Annotated in this window: 2 protein-coding genes; one reads left to right on the top strand and one right to left on the bottom strand. The window is 44.8% G+C overall.

Annotated features, from left to right (window positions below; all coding sequences use genetic code 11):
* Positions 1-230 precede the first annotated feature (230 nt).
* Positions 231-1,562, bottom strand: coding sequence for an aromatic ring-hydroxylating dioxygenase subunit alpha (locus RIG66_RS34105; RefSeq protein ID WP_446384594.1), 1,332 nt, complete (start codon positions 1,560-1,562; stop codon positions 231-233).
* Between the two features lie 531 nt (positions 1,563-2,093).
* Between RIG66_RS34105 and RIG66_RS34100 the strand changes: the two genes are divergently transcribed.
* Positions 2,094-2,975 (top strand): filamentous hemagglutinin N-terminal domain-containing protein (locus tag RIG66_RS34100; protein WP_446384592.1); only part of this gene is annotated, 882 nt, incomplete at its 3' end.

Raw genomic sequence — 2,975 nt, 5'->3', positions numbered from 1 at the left:
CAAAATTGGGTTATCCATTTGTCTGTCTTCTCTCAGGGTTGGGAGGTTGTGAAGGCAATCTGAGTTTTAGCGATCGCGCTTCTCTGTCTCTGATTTTACTTGATTCATACTCCTCACTTCGACTTGTGTGTACACCGTAGCCTTTTGAAGGGGGACGGGAGGGGGATATAAAAGGAAAGAGGGGGATCTAAAAGGTGGGATACCAATGCTTGATAAAACCAGATAACCCTCTATCGTTGAGCATGAATATAGTCCACAAAATAGAATCGGGGTTCTAGCCAAACTTTCAGCCAAGTGAATCCAGCCAAACCCAAAAATGCCATAACCATTAACGGTAAACCCAGACGCAGTCGCAACACATCGGGAAGTAAAGCGACTCCAGAAACTGTTAACACAAAGCCCCCCAAAAGTACAACTTGTAAACGCTGCACCGTTTTCAAAGCGGCGCTACAGCTACGACAATGCTGAGTATGTTGTCGATAACGATCCAGCACTTCCTGGCGGTTATCGTTGATAGAAATTGTATCTGAAGAATTTAGCCCCACCTGCTTCCAAGGTAAAGTTCCTTGGCAGTATTTATCAAACCATTTACGAAACTCAATCACAAAACGATCGGCACTGGTTAGCAATTTATAAGCCGTTTTCCAACTTTCCTCTGATTGGCGTTGTTGTAAAAAACGTTCTTGTTGATGCAACAAAATCATATCCCCATCCAGTACCAGATTGCGGACAGTGATATGATTCCACCAGCGAGGGGTTAACCGCGATAAGCTTTTGGCAAAATTACGCGGAAACTGAGCTACTATCCGTGATTTACCGGGAGCAACTGGGATACAGTAGGTTACCAATCCTACCTGCTTCCCTTTGTCGCCAAAACTGATAGCATATTCCAAATGACAAGGCGGTTCAAATGTCATTTTTGTGTTAAAACGTCCGACAGTATTCCCCTCAATTCGATTGGCAGTTGATTGCACAATTTCAATAGCAATGGGCTGGGCTTGATCCCGATTTCCCTGAACACCGTGATGGGCAAAGGGAACATGGCTAGGATCAGCAATATTTTCCACTAAGGTTTGCCAATCATAGTCCAAGTCGCGCACCATCGAAGACCAAACAAACCCTTTACTGGCATCAACTTGAGGCGATAGGGGGCGAGGAGTAGCCGCCGCTAGTTCAGAAGAATTGGCATGGGGCCACACCCAAAGTAAATCATTTTCCTGGCAACAGGGAAGAGTTTGTATACAGATATTATCTTGATTCTTGGTCACGAGTTGGGGATTTTCGGCTTGAGGAATCTGAGTACAGATGCCTTGAGAATTAAATTGCCAACCATGATAACTACATACCAACTTTCCTGTCTTTTCATCAACACGCCCTTCGCTTAAGGGTGCTAACCGATGAGGACATTGATCGATAAAAACACGATAGGTTGGTGAAGAAGGCGGTTTCCAAATCACCAAGCGCAACCCCAAAAGGGTGACGGGAGTGGGTTGTTTGGGGTCGAGATCTTCAACCGGCGAGAGGGGATACCAATGTTGAAAGAAGTTAAATTCGCTTGACATAAGTGGGTTATCCTATAAAAAGGTAAAAAACGGAAGGCTTTAAGGTTTATGATACCTGTTTTTTACCCCATGTTAATAGGTCTGACTTGCCACGGCATGTGGCGCAACGCGAGTGTTGAATTGTGTAGGGGCGGGTTTCACTACTATCTTTTCGGTGACACCCGGATGTGACTAAACCCGCCCCGACTCAGGTTTCTTGCATTAATTAACAACCCTAGAAACAGGGCGAGTTTACATAAGTTACCCGTTTTGGCTGACAGGTTATCGGTAAAACCCGCCCCTACAGACGGTCGGATTGCCCTCTCCTCAATTTTTACTTGACACTATAGCACGTCAGTGATATTACTTATGCCCGCCAATAGTTCTGCTATTCATAACCGATACCACTCTTATCCAAGGAACGTTTAGACGTAAATTAAAATTAACAAAACCTAAATTAGCTATCGTTTTCTATAATTTTATAACTTCCAGGAAAAAAATACTGGCACAAGCGAAAAAATTGAGATAGATCCTTCCTTAACTCTTACTCCCATGAAATCTGCTCAATGGTGCTTTAGCTGGTTGTTTCTAGTTCTGAGTTTAATGTTGGTGGCGAAGACAGCGCCGACTACGAACGCTGAACCAATTACAGCCGCCCCTGATGGTACGGGGACAGTTGTCATACCGGAGGGGAATCAGTTTAACATTTCCGGGGGGAGTCTGGATGCAGATGAGGCGAATCTCTTCCACAGTTTTCAGGAATTTGGCTTAGATGCAGGACAAATTGCTAATTTTTTAGCCAATCCGCATCTGAGGAATATTTTGGGGCGAGTGGTTGGCGAAAATCCCTCGCTGATTAATGGGTTGATTCAGGTGACGGGGGGAACACCGAATTTATATTTGATGAATCCAGCCGGGATTGTGTTTGGGGAAAATGCTCAATTAAATGTTCCCGCTGATTTCATTGCCACAACCGCGACAGGGATTGGGTTTGGCGATAATCTTTGGTTCAATGCATTTGGGGATAATAATTATTTGCAATTGATAGGAGATCCCAATCAATTTGCCTTTGATTTATCCCAATCGGGGACAATTGTCAATGCTGGAAATTTAGCCGTTTCTCCGGGACAGAATTTAACTCTATTAGGGGGAACCGTGATTAATACCGGGGAACTAACTGCACCAGGGGGACAGATTACGATTGTGGCGGTTGAAGGGTCAAATCGGGTCAGGATTTCTCAATCGGGACAGTTACTATCATTAGAGATTACTGCGCCTCGGAATCAAGACGGAGTATTATTGCCAATCACGCCGTTAGATGTAGCCGAGTTATTAACGGGTTCAGCGGACAAGGTAGAGACGGGGGTTGATGTTACCGCATCGGGAGAAGTGCAACTGGCTGATTCTCCGATAACGCTGCCAAACGAAACAGGA

It is taken from the genome of Coleofasciculus sp. E2-BRE-01, from assembly GCF_040221695.1.
Classification (GTDB): domain Bacteria; phylum Cyanobacteriota; class Cyanobacteriia; order Cyanobacteriales; family Coleofasciculaceae; genus Coleofasciculus.
Note: the sequence above shows the minus strand (reverse complement) of the source record. Positions and strands in the feature narration are given on the sequence as shown.